We start from the raw sequence: 16,407 nt of genomic DNA, 5'->3' as shown, positions 1-16,407 counted from the left end.
GCCTCGACACCGCTCGCGGATCGCCGAGCCCAAGTAAGCTCGCCGTGTGAGCGCCGAACCGGGCGACCGCCCGTCCCCGAACGACCCGTCGTGGGCCGCAGCACAGGTCCATCCGGGCGTTCGCGCGGCCGCCGCGTGGACCTGGCGTCTGTTGATCCTCGCCGCGGGGCTGTACGCGCTCGGCAAGCTCTTCCTCTTCGCACAGGAGGTCTTCGTCCCGGTCGCCGTCGCGATCCTGCTCTCGGCGCTCCTCGTGCCGTTGGTGGGATGGCTTGAGCGGCACCGGATCCCGCGATCAGTGGGGGTTCTCACCGCGGTGGTCGCGACCTTCGCGATCATCGCCGCCGGACTCACCTTCGTCGTTCAGCAGCTGATCGTGGGCATCCCTCGGATGTCGGGCGACATCGCCGATTCCATCTCCAAGACCCGCAACTGGCTCGAGACCGGGCCGCTGCACATGGACTCGGAGAACCTGCGCAACGTCAGCAACGACATGATCGACTGGCTCAAGGCTCACGAGGCCAGCATCGCGACCGGAGCCCTCGACACCGCAACCGTCGCCACCAAACTGGTGACGGCCGCACTGCTGACGGTCTTCCTGCTGATCTTCTTCCTGTACGACGGCCACCGCATCTGGGAGTTCGTGACGAGGATCGTGCCGTCGGCGCACCGGGAGCACGTGCGCGGGGCGGGCGACGCCGGCTACCGGACGCTGCAGTCGTACGTCCGCGCGACGGTGCTGGTGGCGTTCATCGACGCCGTATTCATCGGCATCGGCCTGGCGATCCTGCGGGTGCCGATGGTGATGCCGTTGATGGCGCTGATCTTCCTCGGCGCGTTCATCCCGATCGTCGGATCGGTCGCCGCGGGATCGCTCGCGGTCCTCGTCGCGCTGGCCACGCACGGCTGGTTCACCGCGGTGCTGGTGGTGGTCGTGCTGATCGTCGTGATGCAGGTGGAAGGGCATGTGCTGCAGCCCTTCCTGCTCGGGCGTTCGGTGAAGCTGCACCCCGTGGCGGTGATCCTGGTGATCGCGATCGGCCTGATGGTCGCGGGAATCGTCGGCGGCCTGCTCGCCGTCCCGCTGCTGGCCTTCGCGAACACCGCGGTGAGTTTCCGGCCCCAGGAGGGCCTCGATCAGGACTGGCTCCTGGAGGAGCCCGTCGACGTCTCCGGAGGGGAGAATCCATGAGCTACACGGTCGCAGACCTCATCGTCGACACCATCGCGGCAGCCGGGGTGCGACGGATCTACGGCATCCCGGGTGACTCGCTGAACGGCTTCACCGACGTCCTGCGGACGTCGAAGGACGTGACATGGACGCATGTCCGTCACGAAGAGGGGGCCGCTTTCGCGGCGGCGGGTGAGGCCGCGATCACCGGCGGGCTCGCAGTGTGCGCCGGCAGCTGCGGTCCGGGAAACCTCCATCTCATCAACGGCCTGTACGACGCGCATCGGTCGCGGGTGCCGGTACTGGCGATCGCGGCGCAGATCCCGGCGGGCAATGTGGGGACGCGGTACTTCCAGGAGACTCATCCCGAGCAGATCTTCGCCGAATGCAGTTCTTTCTGCGAGACGCTGAGCACCGTCGACCAGCTGCCCTACCTTCTCGACATCGCCGTCCGGACGGCGGTGGAGGAGCGCGGCGTGTCGGTCCTGGTGATTCCGGGCGAACTGTTCCTGAAGAAGATCGACAGGCCGGACCGTGTGTCCCGGATTCGGGCGGCGGGTACCGTGATGCGCCCGGACGACGAGTCGCTGCAGCTCGCCGGCGTCCGGCTCAACGAGTCCGAGCGCGTGACCATTCTCGCCGGCGCGGGAGTGGCGGGTGCCCACGACGAGCTCGTGGCGCTGGCCGAGGCGTTGCGGGCGCCGATCGTGCATGCGCTGCGCGGCAAGGAGTTCGTGGAGTACGACAATCCCTACGACGTCGGCATGACCGGCTTGCTCGGCTTCTCGTCGGGTTACCGCGCCATCGAGCACTGCGACACGCTGTTGATGATCGGCACCGACTTCCCGTACTCCCAGTTCCTGCCGTCGAAGGCGTACACGATTCAGCTCGACGTCCGCGGCAGCCAGATCGGTCGGCGCTGCCGTGTGGATCTCCCGCTCATCGGATCCGCGGCCGACACACTGCCCCTGCTCACCGCGCTCATCTCCGGCGGCCGCAGCGACGAGCACTTGACCACGGCACTCGACCACTATGCGCGCACTCGCGCCGGGCTCGACGAACTGGCGACGTCGTCCGCCGACGGCGATCCGATCCATCCGCAGTACCTGACGAAGCTGCTGTCGGAGATGGCCGCCGACGACGCCGTCTTCGTCCCGGACGTCGGGTCGCCGGTGGTCTGGGCGGCCCGCTACCTGAAGATGAACGGCCGGCGTCGTCTCATCGGATCGTTCAACCACGGATCGATGGCCAACGCGCTGTCGCAGAGTGTGGGAGTCTCGGCGGTCGACCCCGCGCGTCAGGTGATCGCGATGGCCGGTGACGGCGGACTGGCGATGCTCCTCGGCGAGCTGTTGACGCTGGTCCAGAATTCGCTGCCGGTCAAGGTGGTCGTCTTCGACAATTCGTCGCTCAACTTCGTGGAGCTGGAGATGAAGGCGGCGGGCTTCGTCACGTTCGGCACCGATCTGGAGAATCCGGACTTCGCCGCGCTGGCCGAGTCGGTGGGGATTTGGGGCCGCCGCGTCACCGATGCCTCGGCCCTGCCCGCCGCGGTGCGCGACTTCCTGGCGCACGACGGCCCCGCCGTCCTCGACGTCACCACCGCGCGGCAGGAGCTGTCGATTCCGCCAGCGATCTCCGCCGCTCAGGCGAAGGGCTTCGCACTGTACGCGCTGCGGACCGTGATGTCTGGCCGCGGCGACGAACTGGTCGACCTCGCCGAGACGAACCTGCTCAAGCGGCTCTTCTGAGCTAGCGCCAGAATCTTGTCGAGTTGAGTACCTGAGAGGGTGCCGACTCGACAGGATTCTGCGCGCGAAATTCAAGTGGTCCCCTGCCCGGAAACGGGCAGGGGACCACATCTGCGGAGGATAGGGGATTCGAACCCCTGAGGGCTGTTAACCCAACCCGCGTTCCAGGCGAGCGCCATAGGCCACTAGGCGAATCCTCCAGGCAGAACGATCGTAGCGGGTGGGGTGCATGGAACCCAAAACGACCCGCTACACTGTTCTACGGATCCCGCGCGGCGTGCATCCTGTGAACTCCCCCAGGGCCGGAAGGCAGCAAGGGTCAACGGGCTCTCTCGGGTGCGCGGGGTCCGCTTAACTTTTTTCGCGCGTTACATCTGCAGCCGCCGCGAGGCCGCGTCTGTGGGAGAGGTTCACGTTGAACTTTCACTCGATGAGTGTCGACCAACTCCGCACCACCCAAGACGATCTGCGAAAGCGCTACGAGGTCCTCCGGGCAGCCGGACTCAAGCTCGATCTGACACGCGGCAAGCCGGCCCCCGACCAGCTCGACCTCTCCAACGAGATGCTGTCGCTGCCGGGGCAGACGTACACCAGCCCGGACGGCACCGACTGCCGCAACTACGGTGGCGTCACCGGTCTGCCAGGACTCCGTGCGATCTTCGGCGAACTGCTCGGCACCGGCGCCGACCGCACCCTTGCCCTCGGCAACGCCAGCCTGCAGATCATGCACGACATCACGGTGCACTCACTGCTCGGCGGAAACCCCGACTCCGACAAGCCGTGGTCGGCCGAGCCGATCAAGTTCCTCTGCCCTGCCCCCGGCTACGACCGCCACTTCGGCATCACCGAGCGGTACGGCATCGAGATGATCACCGTCCCGATGAACCCCGACGGCCCCGACGTCGATGCCTGCGCGGCGCTGACCGCCGCCGATCCGTCGATCAAGGGCATGTGGCTGGTCCCGACCTACTCGAACCCCACCGGGTACTCGGTGTCGGAGGAGGTCGCGCGCAAGCTGGTCGCGATGCCCGCCGCCGCCGACTTCCGCATCTACTGGGACAACGCATACGCGGTGCACACGCTGGTCGAACGCGCACCCGAACCGCTGCCGATCCTGGATCTGGCCGCCGAGGCCGGCAACCCGAACCGCGTCTACGTCTTCGGGTCCACCAGCAAGATCACCTTCGCCGGCGCCGGAGTGGCGTTCTTCGCGTCGTCGAAGACCAACCTCGACTGGTTCACAAAGAACGTCAGCGTCTCGACCATCGGTCCGGACAAGCTCAACCAGCTGCGGCACCTGATGTTCCTGCGCGACGCCGACGGCGTGCGTGAACTGATGGCCCGGCACCGCGAGCTCATCGCACCCAAGTTCGCGAAGGTGCTGGAGATCCTCGAGGACCGGCTCGCCGACAGCAAGATCGCCTCATGGACTCACCCCGAGGGCGGCTACTTCATCAGCCTGGACGTCATCGACGGCACCGCGAAACGCACCATCGAGCTGGCGAAGGATGCCGGCATCGCGCTGACGGCCGCCGGATCCACCTTCCCGTACAAGAAGGATCCGCGCGACGAGAACATCCGTCTCGCCCCGACCTTCCCGTCGATCGACGAGCTCGCCACCGCAATGGACGGCGTCGCCACCTGCGCGCTGCTCGCCGCGACCGAGGTGCTGCTGGGCTCCGAGTAGCGACTCCCGGTGAAGCTCGAACGGTCGACGCCGGCGGTCGTCGGATTCCTCCTCGCCGGGCTGCTCTCGGTCTGGGCACAGCACTCCCTGATCCCCTTCACCGAGCCGTACTGGGGGCTGTTCCAGAACTTCCTCGATCTCGACGTGTACCGGGCGGGCGCCCAGGTGGTGCTCGACGGCGGTGATCTCTACCAGGCCAAGCTGCTCGGCCAGATGGACTTCACCTATGCGCCGCTGTCGGTGGTTCTCTTCGCTCCCTTCGCGTGGATGGCGGCGGGCCCGGCGCACCTGGTCTGGACCATCGCGATCTTCGTCGCGCTGTATCTGGTGGTGGTGCTCGGGTTCAAGAGTCTCGGACACGAGGTCACCTGGCGGCTGCGTGCGATCGCGGTGTCGATCGTGCTGCTGAGCGCGCTGCTCGAGCCGGTACGGTCGACCATCTGGTTCGGACAGATCAACGTCTTCCTGATGCTGCTGGTGATCGCCGATCTGGCGCGGCCCGAGGGCAGCCGGCTTCGGGGCGTCGGCGCCGGTATCGCCGCGGGCATCAAGCTGACACCGCTGATGTTCGGTGCGTACCTCCTGGCGATCCGGCAATGGCGGACCGCGGCGCGCATGGCCGCCGGCTTCGCGGCGTCGGTGGTGCTCGGGTTCGCCCTCATGCCGTCGGCGTCGAAGGACTTCTGGTTCGGCACGATGTTCGACTCCGACCGGGTCTCCTCGCCGCAGACCTATGGCAACCAGTCCATTCGCGGCGCGATCGCCAATTTCACCCACACCGACCACCCGAGCACCCTGCTGTGGCTGGTGCTCTCCGCCGCGCTGGTGCTGCTGGCGGGCCGTGCCTGCGTCCTGGCGCATCGGCACGGTCAGGAACTGCTGGCGCTCTCCATCGTCGGGATGACCTCGTGCGCGGTTTCCCCGGTCGCGTGGTCGCACCACTGGGTGTGGCTGGTCCCATTGCTGGTCGTCGCGATCCACCAGATCGCCGAACGGATCCCCGGCCCGGGCGCCTTCGCGCTGGCCGCGCTCGCCCTCGGCGGGTTCGCATCCGCGATCGCCTGGCGGACGCACTTCGCCTTCCCGATGTGGTACGCCAACCGCAGCGTGGAAGAGGCGTACCTGACGGGCCTGTTCTTCAAGCACCCCCCGCCGTTCGATTGGTTCACCACCCAGCCGTTGACACTGATCCTCGTCGTCACCTCGGTGGTGACGATCGTGGCGTATCGACGGCCCGGACCCGGGCGACCGGCGCCCGCGGCCGGCCGGTCGTGAGCGCCGGCACGGCTGTCGGGGCTCGCCGGTAGTCTTGCGTCGTGGCTCTCTATCGCACCTATCGCCCGGCAACCTTCGCCGAAGTCGTCGGCCAGGAGCACGTCACCGCGCCTCTGAGCCGAGCCCTCGATACCGGCCGCATCAATCACGCCTATCTCTTCTCCGGTCCGCGCGGCTGCGGCAAGACCTCGTCGGCCCGCATCCTGGCCCGCTCACTCAACTGTGAGCAGGGCCCGACGTCGACCCCGTGCGGCACGTGCTCGTCCTGCGTCTCGCTCGGTCCCGGCGGACCGGGCAATCTCGACGTGGTGGAGCTCGACGCGGCCAGCCACGGCGGCGTGGACGACACCCGCGATCTCCGCGACCGCGCGTTCTACGCGCCGGCCGAGTCGCGCTATCGCGTCTTCATCATCGACGAGGCGCACATGGTGTCGTCGGCCGGCTTCAACGCGCTCCTGAAGATCGTCGAGGAGCCGCCGGAGCACTTGATCTTCATCTTCGCGACCACCGAGCCGGAGAAGGTGCTGACGACCATCAAGTCGCGGACGCACCACTACCCGTTCCGTCTGCTCGCGCCGCCGGTGATGCGCGGTCTGTTGGAGAACATCTGCGCCAAGGAGGGCGTGGTGGTGGCGCCCGAGGTGTATCCGCTGGTGATTCGCGCCGGCGGCGGCTCCCCGCGCGACAGCCTCAGCATCCTCGATCAGCTCCTCGCCGGTGCGGGTGACGAGGGCGTCACCTACGACCGCGCGCTCGCCCTGCTCGGTGTCACCGACTCGGCGCTGATCGACGCCGCGGTGGAGGCCCTCGCGGCGGGCGACGGCGCAGCGTTGTTCGGCGTCGTCGAGCGGGTGGTCGACGCCGGGCACGATCCGCGACGCTTCGCGATCGATCTGCTCGACCGTTTCCGCGACCTCATCCTGGTGCAGGCGGTGCCGGACGCCACCGAGCGCGGGCTGGTGGAGGCCCCCGAGGATCAACTGGCCGCGATGCGCGAGGCCGCGGCCGAACTGGGGCCCGCGACTCTGACGAGGTACGCCGAGGTGGCGCACACCGCGCTCGGCGAGATGCGCGGTACCACGTCGCCGCGACTGTTGCTGGAGGTGATGTGCGCCCGTCTGCTTCTGCCTGCGGCCTCGGCCGACGACGCTGCGCTGCTGCAGCGAATCGAGACACTGGAACGGCGTCCCGCGGGAGCATCCGGCCCGGGCTCCGTGCCCGTCGCGGTGACGGACGCTCCCGCCGCCCCCGCCGCGGACGAGCCCGCGCCGCGCTTCGTCCGGCCTTCGCAGCGCAAGGCCGTCGAAGAAGCGCGTGCGGCCGTCGACACGGCCGGTGCGCCTGCGCCGGCATCCGAGCCCCGCGCGCCTGAGCCTCCCGCTCCGCGGCCGAGCACGCCCGCACCCGAACCCAGCGCTCCCGAACCCAGCGCACCCGAACCCAGCACTCCCGCCCCCGAGTCCGCTGAGGCGCCGCGCGCCGAGGAGCCCGCGGTCTCGGCTCCGCATCCGCCGGAGGTGTCTGATCCACGGGCTCCGGAGCCGCCGCAGCAGCGCGAGCCCGTCGGACGCGAGCACACGCAGCGCGAACAGGTGCAGCGCTCCGCCGCGGACGAGGAGATCCCGCCACCGCCCGAACCGCCGATGGACGCCGATCAGCTCCCGCCGGCGGACGAGCCGAACCAGCCCGATCCCGCGTCCGAACCGGCTCCCGAACCGGAACCGCAGGCCCCGACAGGACTCACGGTGGACGCAGTCTCGGCTCGGTGGCCGGATATCCGTGCGGCTGTGCGGACGCAGAGCACCGTCCTCGAAGCGATGCTCTCGGCGGCTTTCGTACATCAGGTCGACGGCACCCAGGTGGTGCTCGGACATCCGCATCCCGCGCTGGTGGGACGCCTGTCCGACGATCGCGGACTGCGTGCCCTGACCGCCGCGGTGGTCGAGGTCTTCGGCGAGGGCTTCAGCGTCGCCGTCGTGCACGCCCAGCCCGGGTCGGCACCGGCGGCGGCGCCGACCCCGCAGCGCACCCCGGAACGGGAACAGCCCCGCCGTCAGACGTACACCCGGCCGAGTCGGCCACGGTCGGAGCAGACGCACGGTGAGCAGCCGGCCCCGCCGCCCGCGCCGGAGGAACCCGAACCGGAGCCGCCGGTGCCCGACGAGGAGCTGACCGACGCCGAACGTGACGAGATGGTGGCGCAGGCCCAGTCGGGGACCCCGGACGACCGTCTCGACCCTGACCAGGTGGCCCTGGAACTGCTCAAGTCGGAGCTCGGCGCTCGGCCGGTCGAGTAGCCGCGAGTAGACGAATCCCCGACCCGCCGACTACTCGGCCGCGCAGGCCGGACGGCGAATCGGGGATTCGTTCACGAACTCGGACCTACGGCTGCCACCAGGGACGCAGCGGCAGATTCGTGGTTCCGTCGAGCTGCATCTTGGTCGCCAGGACGTGGTGCAGCTGCACGATGTCCCGTTCGAAGCCGATGCGGCATCCCGCCATGTACAGCCCCCACAGGCGGGCGGTGCCTTCGCCGACCTCGGCGACCGCCTCGTCCCAGTTCGCGACGAGGTTGGCGTTCCAGTCGCGCAGCGTCATCGCGTAGTGGTGGCGGAAGTTCTCCTCGTGCAGCACTTCGAGACGCGAGACGTCCTGCATCTTCGAGATGATGGTGCCCGATCCCGTGAGTTCGCCGTCGGGGAACACATACCGGTCGATGAACGGGCCGGCCTTGCTCCGCGAACGGTTGTCGGGGCGGGTGATCGAATGGTTCAGGATGAGGCCGCCGGTGCGGACCTTGTCGCGCATGAATCCGAAGTACTTCGGGTAGTTGGCGACGCCGATGTGCTCGGTGAGTCCGATCGACGAGATGGCGTCGAAACCCGTTTCGGTGACGTCGCGGTAGTCGCTGAAGCGGACCTCCGCGAACTTCGACAGCCCCTGCTCCTCGATCGCCTGCTGCGCCCACTTGGCCTGCTCGCTGGAGAGGGTCACTCCCAGTGCGTGGACGCCCTGGCGCGCGGCGTACCGGACCATCCCGCCCCAGCCGCAGCCGATGTCCAGGAGACGGTCGCCGGGCTGCAGGTTCAGCTTGTCGAAGATCAGCCGGTACTTGTTCTCCTGCGCCTCCTCGAGGGTGGCGTCGGCGTTCGGGTACACCGCGCAGGTGTAGGTCATCGATTCGCCGAGCACCAGCTCGTAGAAGCGGTTCGAGACGTCGTAGTGGTAGTGGATGGCCTCGGCGTCACGCTCGCGGCTGTGTCGCAGCCCCTCGGCGAACCGGCGCCAACGGGGCAGGCTCTCCTGCGGGGGCGGCGGGATCAGCTTGAAATGCTCGAGCCCGATGGCCCTCGCCACCTGAGCCATCTCCAGCGGGCTCGGCTTGGAGAACTTCAGATCGGCGGCCAGTGCCTGCAGTGCGCTGTACGGGTCGCCGGGATGCGCGCCGATCAGCTCGAGGTCGCCGGAGACGTAGGCCCGGGCGAGCCCGAGGTCGCCGGGCGCCGTCACGAGGTACGTGGTGCCGCGCGAGGTCTTGAGATTCAGTCCGTACTCGGCGTCCTCGGGGCCCGCGGTGCTGCCGTCGTATGCCGTGATCCGTACGGCGAGATCGTCGCCGACGAGGGTTTCGAAGATCTGGGCCAGCTTCATGCGCGTTTCACCGCTTTCTCGTAAAGGCCGAGCAGACGGCCGCGGGGATCGTAGCGACGCTTGAGATCGTCGTACGCCTCGCCGCCGTAGAGGTCGTCGAATTCTTCCGGGCCGTAGAAGGATTCGGAGTAGAGGGACTTGTGTCCGCCCAGCTCGCTGACTTTCTGCTCGATGATCCGGTTGGTGTGCCCGGGCCGGCCGGGGGTGACGGGCACCCCGGACCAGAACCCGATGTTGACGTAGAACTTCCCGCGCTCCAACGGATACAGGGTCCACGGCTGGACGGTCTCGTCGTCGCCGGCGACGGCGATCGGCGACGGCTCGGCCAGTTTGAGCGGACAGAGCCAGATCGGTTCGATCGGGATCTCGTCCAGGAACCAGTCGACGAAATCGGCCGTTCGCTCGATCGGGACCTCGATGTCCTGAACCACCCGCTCGGTGGGCGGCAGACCTTTGACGGCGTTCAGCTTGTCGCCGATGTTCCACCGCTGGTCGTATCCGATCAGCTTCCAGTAGAAGCTGCTGCGCAGGTACTTGGCGGGCCAGAACCGGCGGATGCGCGGATTCTGGGCACCGAATGCGCGGGAGCACCAGAACCAGTCGGTGTCCCAGCGCCAGAGATAGTCACGGATGGTCAGCCGATCGCGTTTGGGTTCGGCGCCGTCGTGCTGGATGGATCGGTAGAAGATGTTCGCGTCGGTGTAGTCGCTCACCGGGCCGGGCTCGTCGGTCTGCCGTCCGAGCACGGCGTACGCCTCGTCGGAGGTGAAGATGACCCCGTCGAGATAGTCGACGCGCTCGCCGCGGTATTCGCGGTCGGTCGCGACCCGGTCGAGCAGATCCTGGAGCTCGCGGGTGCTGTGCACGCGAACGTGACGCAACTCGACGAAGGGCGGAACCGGTTCGAGCCTGATCTTGAGTCGGACCGAATACCCAAGCGTCCCATAGGAATTGGGGAATCCGAAGAACAGGTCGCGGTGCTCGTTGTCGGGTGTCGCGACGATCAGTTCGCCCGATCCGGTCAGGATCTCCATCTCGAGCACCGACTCGTGCGGGAGACCGTTGCGGAACGAGGTGCTCTCGATACCGAGCCCGGTGACGGCGCCGCCGAGGGTGATCGTCTTGAGCTGCGGGACCACCAGGGGCACGAGTCCGTACGGCAGAGTCGCATCCACGAGGTCCTCGTAGGTGCACATCCCCGCGACCTGCGCGGTCTGTTCCTCGGGATCGACCGAGATCACGCGATGCAGTTCGGAGACGTCGAGACCCGGAGCGGACGTCTCGGCCCTCTTGCGGAACAGATTCGACGTCTTCTTCGCCAGTCGCACAGTGGCGCCGTCGGGGATAGCTCGGTAGCTGTCGAGAAGTTTCTGCTTGCCGCGCGCGAAGGCGGCATCGTCGTACTCGGATGCGTTCAAAGCCACATTCCTACCGTAGCCTGATCGCCGTACGGTGAACGAAGTGAATCGGACCCAAGACGAGTTCAGAAGGAGCCTTCCGACGTGGGACAGGTAACAGCCAGCGCAGCAATCCAGATCAACGCAGCTCCCGAGGCCGTCAGTGCGGCCCTGGCCGACTACGCGAACGTGCGCGAGGGCATTCTTCCCGAGAACTACCGCGACTATCGCGTCGACGAGGGCGGCAACGGTTCGGGAACGGTGGTCCACTGGATTCTGCAGGCCACCGAGAAGCGCAAGCGCGACGTGCTGGCCGACGTGACGGTCGCGGGCGACACGATCACCGAGACCGATCGCAATTCGACGATGGTCACCACCTACCGCGTCACTGCCGAGGGCACCGGCTCGCGCGTCGAGACCACGACGAGTTGGAAGGGCGCGGGCGGCATCGGCGGGTTCTTCGAGAAGACCTTCGCCCCGAAGGGACTCAACCGCATCCAGACGGCCCTTCTCACCAATCTCAAGCAGCGTCTCGAGAGCTGAGCTGAGCCGCAGGGGACGCCGCCGCGTCAAACCGCTGACCGCCCGGGACGGCATCGATGCCACCCGGGTGGTTCTGCGTCTGCCGGACGGCCCCGGCGGGTGGTCGGTGCGTGAGGCTCTCCTCGCGGCTCCGGTCCTGACCGGCGTCACTGCGGCCGATCTGGAGTTGCGGTCGCGCACCGGTGAACTGGTCGACGCCGACGGCCGTCCGGTCGATCTCGATGCGCCGGTGCTCCGACCGGTTCCGGTGTACCTGTACCGCGACCCGCCGCGGGAGCCGCCGGTGCCCTTCGACATGCCGATCCTGCACCTGGACGACGATCTCGTGGTGGTCGACAAACCGCACTTCCTCGCCACGATGCCGCGCGGAGCGCATGTGGCGCAGACGGCGCTGGTGCGGTTGCGTCGCGAACTCGGCTCCGACGACGTGGCCCCGGCACACCGGCTCGACCGGTTGACGGCGGGCGTGCTGCTGTTCACGCGCCGCCGCGAGGTGCGGGCCGCGTATCAGGAACTCTTCGCGCAGCGACGCGTTCGCAAAGAGTATCGGGCGATCGCGCCGGCGGACGACGCTCTGGCCGGCGGCGTGCGGATCGAGAACCGGATCGTCAAGACCGCGGGCGACCTGCGTGCCCGCGTCGTCGAGGGCGAGGTGAACGCGATCAGCGACATCGAACTGTCGACCCGGCTCGGCGACGGGCTGGCCGAATACCGCCTGGCGCCGCACACCGGCCGCACCCACCAGCTCAGGATGCACATGGCTCAGCTCGGCGTCCCGATCGTCGGCGATCCGCTGTACCCCGAGGTCGACGCCGACCTGGCGGCCGCACCGGATCGCGGTGACTTCTCCCGGCCCCTCCGGCTCGTCGCCGCGGCACTGGAGTTCACCGATCCGTTCAGCGGTGAGCGCCGGGAGTTCCGCACCGCCCGCTGAGCGGCGAGCGCAGGGGTCTCCGGCGCGTATCCTCGCGGTCGTGGCGATCATCGGATCCTTCGAACGGCACCCGGACCTCGGCTGCGAGGGTGTGGTGTTCCTCGACGAGGACTCGGACGCCTGCTTCCAGTTGCTGCGCGATCTTCCCGGTGGTCCCCGGGCCGGTGAATACTGTGTGACCACGGGCGCGAGCGCCCCGGTGTACGGGGGCGTCGTGCAGTGGCGCCGTGTCGGTGACGACCGTTTCGAGTTCGCGCTCGCACCGCGAGCGGCTCGACTCTTCGGCGACGAGGTGCTGTCGTTCCGCGTGGTACCGGGTTCGGGCACCACGGTTGCCGAACTCGCCGAACACGTCGAGCGTCTCCTGGCCGGTCCCGGCGACTACCCTGGGAGTCGTGACTGACGCATTCGACCCCAGTGCGCTGTTCGGCGGCGCCGGCGGCGACAACCCGATGGCCGGGCTGATGGCCCAGGTTCAGCAGATGCAGACCCAGATGGAGACGGCGCACGCGGAGATCTCCGCGACGTCGGTGGTGGGGTCGGCGGGCAACGGACTGGTGACGGTGACCGGCGACGGCGCCGGGACGGTCTCCGCCGTCGAGATCTCGCCGGAGGTGGTCGATCCCGCGGACGTCGAGACGTTGCAGGATCTGATCGTCGGTGCGTTCGCCGACTTCGTGGCTCAGCGCGATGCCCTGGTCGCGGAGAAGATGGGGCCGCTGGCGGGCGGCGGACTGCCCGGCCTGGGCTGACGGACTGGCGCATGTACGAAGGCCCGATCCAGGATCTGATCGACCAGCTCGCGAAACTTCCCGGGCTGGGTCCCAAGGGTGCTCAGCGGATCGCCTTCCACCTGCTCGCGGGCGAGAACGTGGAGATCGACCGGCTGATCGCCGCCCTCGGACACGTTCGCGACGACGTCACCTTCTGCGTCGAGTGCGGCAACGTCGCCGCCGATCGGCTGTGCCGCATCTGCGGCGACCCCCGCCGGGACGTCACGAAGATCTGCGTGGTCGAGGAGCCGAAGGACATCTACGCGATCGAGCGGACCAAGGAGTTCGACGGCCGCTACCACGTCCTCGGCGGTGCGCTCGACCCGCTGTCCGGCATCGGCCCCGACCAGCTCCGGATCCGCGAACTGCTGCGTCGTCTGGGCGACCAGCCCGACGGCCAGGACGTCTCCGAGATCATCGTCGCGACCGATCCCAACACCGAGGGCGAGGCGACGGCGACATATCTGCTGCGCATGCTCAAAGACTTCCCCGGGCTGTCCGTGACCCGTCTGGCGTCGGGACTTCCGATGGGCGGCGACCTCGAGTTCGCCGACGAACTGACCCTCGGCCGCGCGCTGTCCGGTCGGCGCATCCTGGTCTGAGCGTTGGCCGACGACCACCTTCCACCGGCGGAGCGCGATCCCTCACCGCAGGACTGGGCGTGGCTGGCCGACGAGATCGCGGTCCGCGGAGGGCTGACCGACGCCATGGTGGCGATCGACGGTCCGTCGGGGGCGGGCAAGAGCACGTTCGCAGCCCAGCTCGTCCGTGCGCTCGCCGAGCGCGGTCGCGCCTCAGTGCTGGTCAGCACCGACGACTACGCGACGTGGGACGACCCCGCCTCGTGGTGGCCGGAACTGGTTCACGATGTGATCCGCGCCTACGAACGGCGTCACGACTACTTCTATCGGCCCCGGGTCTGGGTGGACGGCCGACCGGAGGTGGGGCCGGAGGTCTGGATGCGGTGGCAGCCGATTCTGATCGTCGAGGGCGTGACGTCGGCGCGGCGCTGCACGGCCGATCGTTTCACGCATCGGTTCTGGATCGACGGTCCTCCCGCCGCCGACCGGTTGCGCCGAACCGTGCAGCGTGACGGCGAGGCCGAACGCGATCATCTGGCCCGGTGGCAGGACTTCGAGGAGGGCTGGTTCGCGGTCGACGACACGCGGGCGAGGTGCCGGGTGCTCGGTTAGCGAGCGGCGGCGAGCCGTTCCCGGCGCAGCCGGTCCACCTGCGGCAGGTCGAGAGGCTCCAGTTCCGTGCCGACCGCCTTCGACAGCAGATAGTCGGCCAGTTCGGGATTCCGTGCGAGGACCGGGCCGTGCATGTAGGTGCTGACGACACTGCCTTGCACGGCGCCTTCCACGCCGGCGCCGGCGCCGTTGCCGACACCGCGGCGGACCCGGCCCAGCGGTGCGGCCGCGGCGCCCAGGGAGGTCGCGCCGCGGTGGTTCTCGAACCCGGAGAGCGGTTGGCTGAGACCGTCGATGATCGGTGCGGTCACGAGCTCGCCGATCGCCCGGGACTGCCTCGGAGAGGTGGTGAGGTCGAGCATGCTGATCCCCGCGACGCGCTCGCCCGCAGCGGTCTCGTACCAGTGACCCAGCACTTGGATCGCCGCGCAGATCGCGAGCACCGGGCGTCCGGCGTCCGCCGCGCGCTGCAGCCCCGGATACCGCTGCAGATGACGGGTGGCGAGCCGCTGGGCGTAATCCTCGGCGCCGCCGAGGGTGTAGACGTCGAGCGACTCGGGTACCTCGTCGTCGAGCGTGATCGAGACGATCTCGGCGTCGATGGCTCTCATGCGCGCACGCTGTCGCAGGACGAGGGCGTTTCCGCCGTCGCCGTAGGTGCCCATCACATCGGGAAGCACCAGACCGATCCGCAGGGTCGATTCGCTCATCGGGCGTTGTCCTCCACAGTGTTCTCGACCGGCCGGGCTCCGGCGCGTTCCAGTGCGACGCCGAGGTCGCGGAATGCGGTGTAGTTGGCGAGCACTTCCACTCGGCCCGGTGGACAGGCGGCGATCGCCGCGAACGGATCGTCGGTCACCGTGTGCTCGGCGCCCGCGTACAGCAGACGCACCGAGAGGTCGGCGGCGCGCTCGCCCGAGGCGACCACCTCGACCTGCTCGAACTCTTCGAAGCGCACGTCCCAGAGCCACGAGAGGTCTTCCCCGTCGGGGACCTGCCCGTTCACCGCGATCACCAGACTGTCGGCGTCGGTGTCGATCATCGCCAGGGCCTCCTGCCAGCCGGCCGGATTCTTCGCCAGCAGGGTCCTGATCCGATGGTCGCCCAGCTGCACGGTCCCGTATCGGCCGGCCACTTCGCCGACGGTGCCGACGGCCGCGACGGCGTCCGCGGGGTCGGCGCCCATCGCGACGGCGGTCGCGACGGCCTGGGTGGCGTTGCCGCGATTGGCACGGCCCGGCACCTTCAACGCCATCGGTGCGACGAACCCGTCCGGGCCGTAGATCTTGTCGTCGTCGAACCACCACTGCGGGGCCGGGCGCCGGAAGCGCTCGTCGCCGGTCGAGTACCAGTCCTCACCGTGGCGCACGATCGGCTCTCCCGACCGCGGGCAGCTCACCGAGTCGCCCACCCAGCCGGCCCCCGCGGCCACCCACACCACGTTCGGAGCGTCGAAGGCCGCCGAGGTGACGAGCACGTCGTCGCAGTTCGCGACCACCACCGCGTCCGGGTGGCGGGCGATTCCCCCGCGCAGACTCTGCTCGATGATGTTGATCTCGCCGACGCGGTCGAGCTGGTCGCGGGAGAGGTTCAACAGGGTGAACACACGCGGCGACGTGTTGTCGGCGACGTGGGCCACGTGCAGTTCGTCCACTTCCAGCGCGGCGACCGGGGCGTCGGGCTGGAGGCTGAGCGTCGCGATGATGCCCGCGTCCATGTTGGCGCCGTCGGCCTGGGTCGCCACTTCACCGAGCCCGGCGAGGGCGGCGGCGGTCATGCGGGTGGTCGTCGACTTGCCGTTGGTTCCGGTGATCAGCGCGATCTCGCGGCCGGCGGCGAGCCGGAGCATGATGCGCGGATCGATCTTCTCAGCGACGAGGCCGCCGATCATCGAGCCCTTCCCACGGCCGGCGGCACGCGAGGCCCAGCGGGCCGCGGCAGCGGCGGTGAGTGCCACGCGAGTGCGGACGGGCGGGCGCGGACGGTCAGGGATGCGGCGGGCTTCCGACATTCCACGAGTTTCCCATATCCG

15 protein-coding genes, 1 tRNA gene and 1 other RNA gene are annotated in these 16,407 nt (G+C 68.7%); 12 read left to right on the top strand and 5 right to left on the bottom strand.

The features are described 5' to 3' along the window. The first annotated feature begins 46 nt into the window (after positions 1-46). Both GSI01S_RS14840 and poxB read left to right on the top strand, forming a co-directional pair. A complete protein-coding gene (locus GSI01S_RS14840) occupies positions 47-1,192 on the top strand; it encodes an AI-2E family transporter (RefSeq protein ID WP_006897413.1) in 1,146 nt (381 codons plus the stop codon). Next, positions 1,189-2,922 carry a ubiquinone-dependent pyruvate dehydrogenase gene (gene poxB / locus GSI01S_RS14835; protein WP_006897412.1) on the top strand — a complete coding sequence of 578 codons (1,734 nt, stop codon included), beginning with the start codon at positions 1,189-1,191 and terminating at the stop codon, positions 2,920-2,922. Before GSI01S_RS14840 ends, poxB begins: the two co-directional genes overlap by 4 nt. 114 nt (positions 2,923-3,036) lie before the next feature. On the opposite strand, the gene GSI01S_RS14830 is transcribed toward poxB, so the two are convergent. Beyond that, positions 3,037-3,122: transfer RNA gene (locus tag GSI01S_RS14830), tRNA-Ser, on the bottom strand. A gap of 59 nt (positions 3,123-3,181) precedes the next feature. On the opposite strand from GSI01S_RS14830, the gene ffs reads away from it, so the two are divergent. The 4 genes from ffs (at position 3,182) to GSI01S_RS14815 (ending at position 8,181) form a co-directional block, all read left to right on the top strand. Next, positions 3,182-3,278: signal recognition particle sRNA small type (gene ffs / locus GSI01S_RS19855), an RNA gene on the top strand. Between the two features lie 59 nt (positions 3,279-3,337). Next, positions 3,338-4,609 (top strand): aspartate aminotransferase type Ic, encoded by a 1,272-nt coding sequence (locus GSI01S_RS14825; protein WP_006897411.1) that lies wholly within the window; start codon positions 3,338-3,340, stop codon positions 4,607-4,609. Positions 4,610-4,618: 9 nt separating this feature from the next. Next, complete coding sequence (locus tag GSI01S_RS14820; RefSeq protein WP_006897410.1) at positions 4,619-5,884, top strand: glycosyltransferase 87 family protein; 1,266 nt, start codon at positions 4,619-4,621, stop codon at positions 5,882-5,884. 41 nt (positions 5,885-5,925) lie between these two features. Continuing rightward, positions 5,926-8,181, top strand: coding sequence for a DNA polymerase III subunit gamma and tau (locus tag GSI01S_RS14815; protein ID WP_006897409.1), 2,256 nt, complete (start codon positions 5,926-5,928; stop codon positions 8,179-8,181). Positions 8,182-8,266: 85 nt separating this feature from the next. Here the strand turns inward: GSI01S_RS14815 and GSI01S_RS14810 are convergent, their stop codons facing one another. Beyond that, a complete protein-coding gene (locus GSI01S_RS14810) occupies positions 8,267-9,535 on the bottom strand; it encodes a class I SAM-dependent methyltransferase (RefSeq protein ID WP_006897408.1) in 1,269 nt (422 codons plus the stop codon). After that, the gene (locus tag GSI01S_RS14805) at positions 9,532-10,953 is read right to left on the bottom strand and encodes an FAD-binding oxidoreductase (RefSeq protein WP_006897407.1); all 1,422 of its coding nucleotides are present in this window, start codon (positions 10,951-10,953) and stop codon (positions 9,532-9,534) included. The genes GSI01S_RS14810 and GSI01S_RS14805 overlap by 4 nt, the downstream gene beginning before the upstream one ends. Positions 10,954-11,037: 84 nt before the next feature. Between GSI01S_RS14805 and GSI01S_RS14800 the strand changes: the two genes are divergently transcribed. The 6 genes from GSI01S_RS14800 (at position 11,038) to GSI01S_RS14775 (ending at position 14,375) form a co-directional block, all read left to right on the top strand. Continuing rightward, positions 11,038-11,475 (top strand): SRPBCC family protein, encoded by a 438-nt coding sequence (locus GSI01S_RS14800; RefSeq protein ID WP_006897406.1) that lies wholly within the window; start codon positions 11,038-11,040, stop codon positions 11,473-11,475. 67 nt (positions 11,476-11,542) lie between these two features. Then, positions 11,543-12,409, top strand: a complete 867-nt coding sequence (locus tag GSI01S_RS14795) for a pseudouridine synthase (protein ID WP_006897405.1) — start codon at positions 11,543-11,545, stop codon at positions 12,407-12,409. A gap of 40 nt (positions 12,410-12,449) precedes the next feature. Continuing rightward, complete coding sequence (locus tag GSI01S_RS14790) at positions 12,450-12,812, top strand: hypothetical protein (protein WP_039867793.1); 363 nt, start codon at positions 12,450-12,452, stop codon at positions 12,810-12,812. Further along, positions 12,805-13,161, top strand: a complete 357-nt coding sequence (locus GSI01S_RS14785) for a YbaB/EbfC family nucleoid-associated protein (protein WP_006897403.1) — start codon at positions 12,805-12,807, stop codon at positions 13,159-13,161. The genes GSI01S_RS14790 and GSI01S_RS14785 overlap by 8 nt, the downstream gene beginning before the upstream one ends. Before the next feature lie 11 nt (positions 13,162-13,172). Next, positions 13,173-13,784, top strand: a complete 612-nt coding sequence (gene recR / locus GSI01S_RS14780) for a recombination mediator RecR (RefSeq protein ID WP_006897402.1) — start codon at positions 13,173-13,175, stop codon at positions 13,782-13,784. A gap of 3 nt (positions 13,785-13,787) precedes the next feature. Next, positions 13,788-14,375: a uridine kinase family protein gene (locus GSI01S_RS14775; RefSeq protein ID WP_006897401.1), complete on the top strand. Its 588-nt coding sequence runs from the start codon at positions 13,788-13,790 to the stop codon at positions 14,373-14,375. On the opposite strand, the gene GSI01S_RS14770 is transcribed toward GSI01S_RS14775, so the two are convergent. Together GSI01S_RS14770 and GSI01S_RS14765 are read right to left on the bottom strand one after the other, a co-directional pair. Beyond that, positions 14,372-15,085: a type 1 glutamine amidotransferase gene (locus GSI01S_RS14770; protein WP_006897400.1), complete on the bottom strand. Its 714-nt coding sequence runs from the start codon at positions 15,083-15,085 to the stop codon at positions 14,372-14,374. The genes GSI01S_RS14775 and GSI01S_RS14770 overlap by 4 nt on opposite strands. Continuing rightward, positions 15,082-16,386, bottom strand: coding sequence for a MurT ligase domain-containing protein (locus GSI01S_RS14765; RefSeq protein ID WP_006897399.1), 1,305 nt, complete (start codon positions 16,384-16,386; stop codon positions 15,082-15,084). The genes GSI01S_RS14770 and GSI01S_RS14765 overlap by 4 nt, the downstream gene beginning before the upstream one ends. Between the last annotated feature and the right edge of the window lie 21 nt (positions 16,387-16,407).

This window comes from Gordonia sihwensis NBRC 108236 (genome assembly GCF_000333035.1).
Lineage (GTDB): Bacteria > Actinomycetota > Actinomycetes > Mycobacteriales > Mycobacteriaceae > Gordonia > Gordonia sihwensis.
Note: the sequence above shows the minus strand (reverse complement) of the source record. Positions and strands in the feature narration are given on the sequence as shown.